The organism is Microcoleus sp. D2_18a_D3, assembly GCF_036702455.1.
Lineage (GTDB): Bacteria > Cyanobacteriota > Cyanobacteriia > Cyanobacteriales > Microcoleaceae > Microcoleus.
This window is the reverse complement of the sequence record NZ_JAUBTK010000141.1, coordinates 2446-9083: the sequence shown is the minus strand read 5'-3', so window position 1 is coordinate 9083 and position 6638 is coordinate 2446. Positions and strand designations below refer to the sequence as shown.

General features: G+C 45.7%; 5 protein-coding genes and 1 CRISPR repeat array. All 5 genes read left to right on the top strand.

All coding sequences use genetic code 11. The features are described 5' to 3' along the window. The first annotated feature begins 73 nt into the window (after positions 1–73). The 5 genes from cas5d to cas2 all read left to right on the top strand — a co-directional run bounded on the left by cas5d (position 74) and on the right by cas2 (position 3837). Positions 74–532 carry a type I-D CRISPR-associated protein Cas5/Csc1 gene (cas5d, locus tag QUB06_RS33005; protein ID WP_333438860.1) on the top strand — a complete coding sequence of 153 codons (459 nt, stop codon included), beginning with the start codon at positions 74–76 and terminating at the stop codon, positions 530–532. Between the two features lie 127 nt (positions 533–659). Further along, the gene (cas6, locus tag QUB06_RS33000; protein ID WP_333438858.1) at positions 660–1496 is read left to right on the top strand and encodes a CRISPR-associated endoribonuclease Cas6; all 837 of its coding nucleotides are present in this window, start codon (positions 660–662) and stop codon (positions 1494–1496) included. 360 nt (positions 1497–1856) lie between these two features. Further along, the gene (gene cas4, locus QUB06_RS32995) at positions 1857–2450 is read left to right on the top strand and encodes a CRISPR-associated protein Cas4 (RefSeq protein WP_333438856.1); all 594 of its coding nucleotides are present in this window, start codon (positions 1857–1859) and stop codon (positions 2448–2450) included. A 22-nt stretch (positions 2451–2472) separates the two neighbouring features. Next, a complete protein-coding gene (gene cas1d, locus QUB06_RS32990) occupies positions 2473–3477 on the top strand; it encodes a type I-D CRISPR-associated endonuclease Cas1d (RefSeq protein ID WP_333438854.1) in 1005 nt (334 codons plus the stop codon). Positions 3478–3564: 87 nt separating this feature from the next. Further along, the gene (cas2, locus tag QUB06_RS32985) at positions 3565–3837 is read left to right on the top strand and encodes a CRISPR-associated endonuclease Cas2 (RefSeq protein WP_333140687.1); all 273 of its coding nucleotides are present in this window, start codon (positions 3565–3567) and stop codon (positions 3835–3837) included. 254 nt (positions 3838–4091) lie between these two features. Continuing rightward, positions 4092–6598: a CRISPR direct-repeat array (repeat unit 37 nt; unit sequence GCCGAAAACAACCTAAAACCCTATCAGGGATTGAAAC). Positions 6599–6638: the final 40 nt, after the last annotated feature.

Genomic DNA, 6638 nt, shown 5'->3' with positions numbered 1-6638 from the left:
CGTCATTGGATTTCTCACCGGATGGTCCTGGATTTTACAGGCTTTATCTCTATCACATCTTTAAAAAAATGGTATTACTCCGGCGCGATCGCTCTCCCACTCCTCCACTCTCAACACTTGGAAATACGCCAACAACAACTATCACGTTGAAATGGAGAAAACCCAGAAAAATATCCCTAGTTTTGGAAGAACTAAAGAAATTGGGCCGGAAAGTAAATTTGAGTTTTTCATAATCTCAGAGAAGCCTCTGAAACTGGCTAAATGGGTTCGTCTGGGAAAGTGGATGAGCAAAGCAGCCGTCGAAATTGTAGAACAGAAGGAAGTGAAGCGATCGCTCTCAGAAACAGACTTTATCTTTCCCTATCTTCTCAACCCTTTAGACGTGATGTTTTCCCATCAAGTGATTAGCTACGATGTGGTTAATATGCCTCCGCTTAGCCTCATCCAAAATGTCAAAATGCTAGGGCGATGTTACGACTTTGACCAACTCAAAATTCCGGCGTGTATGGAATACCGCTTTCGAGCCGATTAATAGGAGGTAGATCCTCTAGAAATGCGTTCCCAGGTAGAACCTGGGAACGAGAAACGAGAAATGAGAAAACGAGAAACCAGGGAAAACCTCTCGGCTAATTCAAACCTCTTTTAACCATTAACCAAATATGCCGCACAGCCTAGTCCTCAACATCCTTCCCCTGGCCCCAATTCCCCCCGGATACCTCACCGGAAGACACCTGCACGCCCTCTTCCTCACCCTCGTGAGCTCCGTTGACAAAAAACTCGGCGATCGCCTCCACGATGCCACCGCCCAAAAATCCTTCACCCTCAGCCCTTTGCAAACTAAAAAATGCCCTTTCAAGAAACACCATTTCCTGCAATGGGAACACACAGAACCGATTCCAGAACATACCCTCTGTTGGTGGCGGATTACTCTGCTTGATGACACTCTATTCGGCAAATTAACTAATCTTTGGCTGAATCTCAATCCCTCAAAGCCGTGGCATCTGGGGCCCGCGGATTTGATGATTACTAAGATTCTGGGAACGCCCCAAGTAGATCAGCCTTGGGCTAATGCTTGCGATTACTCTCAATTGTACGATCGCGCTTCGGAAACTAATCGCTTAATTGCCTTCAGTTTTGCGACTCCTACTACCTTTCGACAGGGAAAATTTGATTCCGTGATTCCTACTAGAGATTGCGTTTTTAACAGTCTCCTCAGTCGGTGGAATAAGTACAGCCCGATCGCAATTCCCGATCAGTCATTCGATGCACTTTTTTCGACTTTTGTCAACATCAAAAGTGAAAGATTGACTAACTATCAAAGCGATTTTGTCGGCATGGTTGGGGAGGTTAGTTATCGGATTTTGGGAGATGTGGAGCCTTTAGCGATTAAGCAAATTAATGCTTTGGCTGATTTTGCTGTTTACTGCGGGGTGGGGAGGAAAACTCCGATGGGAATGGGAATGACTAGGCGAATAGTTGTTAATAAGAGTTCTTGATAACTCAACGTAAAACCCATAGTCCGGCAAGGGTTGAAACCCCTGCCTCAAAGCTAAAGTCCTCTGAAGAGGACTGCAAGAATGAATGATTAAATTACTGCTTCAGTCGGTTTCAACCTTTGCGCTTACTGTTACCTATAAGCTCAAAATATCATCAATGATTCAATTACTGCTTCAGTCGGTTTCAACCGACTTTAGCTATGAGACAGGGGTTTCAACCCCTGGCGGACTGGCGGATCAGTGGCGGATCACTAATTCCTCAAAATATTTCGCTCCCACGGAAAATTAAATGTTTCAACCCCTGGCGGACTGGCGGATAACTAATTCCCAATTACCAATCTCCTACAAACCCTCAAAATTATGAATGATTTTGATTACATTTCGATCGCAACTCTCAACCAGTATTCTTACTGTGCTCACCGCTGCTGGCGAATGTCTTGTGCGGGAGAATTCACCGATAATCAGTATACCATTGAAGGGACAAGTTTGCACGATCGCGTTCACACGATGGGCGAGATTAACCGCGATGAAACTTGGCAGGTTCGGGCGATTTGGCTCAAATCTGAGCGCTACAAACTGATTGGGAAATCGGATTTGATTGAGTCGGCGGAGGGTGAGATTTATCCGGTGGAATACAAGCGCGGCCGGAAGGGGGAATGGGATAATGATGAGTTGCAAGTTTGCGCCCAAGCGCTTTGTTTAGAGGAGATGACGGGGAAAACTATTGCGACTGGATATGTGTATTACGCGCAGTCGCATCAGCGGCAATTAGTCGAGATTTCTGAGGGGTTGAGACAGGATGCGATCGCAACTATTGAAAAAGTCGGTGCTCTTTGGCGATCGGGAAATATCCCTTTACCAGTTTACACCCCTCGGTGTAAGGGATGCAGTCTTTTTTCCCAATGTCTGCCCCAAGCTGCGGCCAAAGTCAACCGCTATCAAGAAGCAAGTTAATCTGCAAATAGGAGATTTCACAATGGGAACAGTTTACATTACTCAAGAAGATGCTTTTATTGGCAAAGTGGATGAACGTCTGACGGTTAAAGCTGATAAAAAAAATCTCTTGGACGTGCCATTAATTAAGATTGATGGGGTTGTTGCATTGGGACGCGCTACAGTTTCGCCGGCTGTGGTTGTGGAACTGTTGGAACGTCACATTCCTTTGAGTTTTTTGACAGTAAACGGACGTTATTTGGGGAGGTTGGAACCGGAAATGACGAAAAATATCTTTGTGCGAAAAGCTCAGTGGCAAGCGGCTGGGGAATCGGAACAGGCGGTGCATTTAGTTAGGGGGTTTGTACGGGGAAAGCTCAAGAATTACCGCCATACTTTGTTAGAGTGCCAGCGCAAATATTCTCCCCAGGATTTTGAAAAGCCCATCGCCCAATTGAAACAAGTTATCGCCTCTATTGATAAAACTTCGAGTATTAATTCTCTGCGAGGATTAGAGGGGGCGGGTAGTGCGACTTATTTTGGCTGCTTCAATCGGCTGATTCGCGTGCCGGAATTTAGCTTTGAAGTTCGCCGCCGCCGTCCGCCTACCGATCCGGTAAACTCTCTGTTAAGTTTGGGATATTCTCTGCTGCGGCACGATGTTCAAAGTGCAGTGAATATTGTGGGATTCGATCCGTATTTGGGATATTTGCATTTTGAGCGCTATGGCCGTCCTTCCTTAGCGCTGGATTTGATGGAAGAATTTCGACCTTTGGTAGTTGATGCTGTAGTGTTGAAGGCGATTAATTTGCAGAAAGTTTCGCCTAATGATTTTACGGCAGAACCGTTGAGCGGGGCGGTTTCTTTGACAAAAGAAGCGCTGCACAATTTTTTGCGACTTTACGAAGAAAAGAAGCAGTCAAAGTTCAAGCATCCTGTGATGGGCAAGTTGTGTACTTATCAAGAAGCTTTTGAAATTCAAGGGCGGCTGATGGCTAAGTATTTGATGGGTGAAGTTGATAAGTATCCGCCTTTGGTTCTGAAATAGGATTCAAGAGCAAGCAGCAAGGCATCCAAAAAGGTGAAGTTGATAAGTATCCGCCTTTGGTTCTGAAATAGGGAGGGCAATAAAGTTATGTTTGTTTTGGTTTGCTACGATATATCAGAGGACAAGCGCCGCACTAAGATTCACCAGATTCTCAAGTCTTATGGGGAATGGAAGCAGTATTCCGTGTTTCATTGCGAGGTGACGGATACTCAGTATGCCCGGATGCGCCAACGTCTGAGTAGGGTGATTAAGTCGGAAGAAGACAGCATCCTGTTTCATTCTTTGTGTGCTTGCTGTCAGGGCAAGATCGAGCGGATTGGCGGCCGGGCACCGATCGATACTACGATTTTTATGGTGTGATTTTGCGTCTGGCTGTGGGTGTAGAACGGAGGGGGTGAATTTTAATGGCTCAGAGCTTTACCAGGACTGGGTTTGCGGTGGTTTGTACCTCATGCGGGTCAGACGCAAATGCTGAAAGCTTTACTGGGAGAGAGTTTGAGTTCTATTTTAATTTTGCCCCCTTGACAGGGCGATCGCTGAAACGGTATATTGATTGCAGTCAGACGCAACTGAACCTTGAAAACCTTATATTTCAAGCCTCCCAGACCCCGGCGGCCGAAAACAACCTAAAACCCTATCAGGGATTGAAACACGGGATGCCGGGAGCCGGAAAAACAACTTTTATCGGCCGAAAACAACCTAAAACCCTATCAGGGATTGAAACACGAGGATGATGCGTGGGTAGAATATCCCATCATCAAGCCGAAAACAACCTAAAACCCTATCAGGGATTGAAACTAACAAGCTGTCCCCGCTGCCATCCTCTGAAATTGCGCCGAAAACAACCTAAAACCCTATCAGGGATTGAAACCTATCAATCGAGCTTGTAACTGACTCCAACTGAGCCGAAAACAACCTAAAACCCTATCAGGGATTGAAACTAACTCAAGACTGATAACAGTGGCAATCTGGATGCCGAAAACAACCTAAAACCCTATCAGGGATTGAAACGGGTAATTTTCTGGCAGTGACTGATTTTTGTTTCAGGCCGAAAACAACCTAAAACCCTATCAGGGATTGAAACAACTGCCCAAACATCTACCAGTGGCTAACTACGGCAATGCAAGCCGAAAACAACCTAAAACCCTATCAGGGATTGAAACAGCATAATTGTGGTAACCTCCCCAGTGCCCATCAAAGCCGAAAACAACCTAAAACCCTATCAGGGATTGAAACCCGTTCACTTCAGGATTGAATTCAGCATTTTAGGCCGAAAACAACCTAAAACCCTATCAGGGATTGAAACATCGTCGGCAATAGAATGACCAATCTCAAAAAGTGCCGAAAACAACCTAAAACCCTATCAGGGATTGAAACTGCGACTCCGTACTAAAGCCGACGAACACATCGCGCCGAAAACAACCTAAAACCCTATCAGGGATTGAAACTCACAAAACGTAAATAATTGCGATCGTCCATCCGGGCGCCGAAAACAACCTAAAACCCTATCAGGGATTGAAACTGATTTTAGTAATCAAAAAAATAAAAAAACTATTCCGCCGAAAACAACCTAAAACCCTATCAGGGATTGAAACTATCAGCAATGACAAAATATTAAGCTGCAACTGATCGGTGCCGAAAACAACCTAAAACCCTATCAGGGATTGAAACTCTAGTGCTCATTTGCTTTGCCTCTTGCTGTATTGATGCCGAAAACAACCTAAAACCCTATCAGGGATTGAAACTGGAGCCTACAAATCATGACACAACGCGACGGCCGGCCGAAAACAACCTAAAACCCTATCAGGGATTGAAACTAGACTGGCTTCAACGGCACTCACCGATTTAGACGCCGAAAACAACCTAAAACCCTATCAGGGATTGAAACCGGAAAGTTTGAGCTTAGACTCTTTCCCGGTCTGGCCGAAAACAACCTAAAACCCTATCAGGGATTGAAACGTAATTTGTCTGTACCGCGCATCCCCTTCGGTTTTGCCGAAAACAACCTAAAACCCTATCAGGGATTGAAACATCGATCAGCTCATAGATGACGCACGCAAGCAGTTGATCAAGCCGAAAACAACCTAAAACCCTATCAGGGATTGAAACTAGCGTCAACATTTCCGAAGACATTAGAGGCCCGAAGCCGAAAACAACCTAAAACCCTATCAGGGATTGAAACCTTGGAGGTAAGCGCTAATGAGAGCGGCACAACTCGCCGAAAACAACCTAAAACCCTATCAGGGATTGAAACTTGCAAAACAAAGGGGATGATAGTCAACCAAACGCCGAAAACAACCTAAAACCCTATCAGGGATTGAAACTTCTAGTAACTGATCTGACTGAAGAGACGCCAGAGGCCGAAAACAACCTAAAACCCTATCAGGGATTGAAACAGGAAATCGCCATCCTGTTTTACTTATGCCTCATGCGCCGAAAACAACCTAAAACCCTATCAGGGATTGAAACAAATAGGCTCTCGCGATACCACTGAAGGGATAGGGGCGCCGAAAACAACCTAAAACCCTATCAGGGATTGAAACGGCATTGAGGGAGTATCTACCCACAGCTTCCGCCGGCCGGAAACAACCTAAAACCCTATCAGGGATTGAAACTCCCAATACTCAGATACCAAGTCGCCGATCGCAGCCGGAAACAACCTAAAACCCTATCAGGGATTGAAACAATGCAGTAGCAACCCCAACAGAAATAACTGAACCGCCGGAAACAACCTAAAACCCTATCAGGGATTGAAACAGCATTCATCTAAGTCTAAGCCTGCACCTAGCAGGCCGGAAACAACCTAAAACCCTATCAGGGATTGAAACAATCTCTTCAATTTTGGTGTCTATGTCTACTAGCAGCCGGAAACAACCTAAAACCCTATCAGGGATTGAAACGCGCGATCGGAAGCACCTCGACAACCACCTGCACGGGGGGCCGGAAACAACCTAAAACCCTATCAGGGATTGAAACCGATCGGCTGATGGTCAGCTTATGTCTCATCCACATGCCGGAAACAACCTAAAACCCTATCAGGGATTGAAACTGAGTGCTGGCGGTGCATTCGCTGCAACTGGCACGGCCGGAAACAACCTAAAACCCTATCAGGGATTGAAACAATGCAGTAGCAACCCCAACAGAAATAACTGAACCGCCGG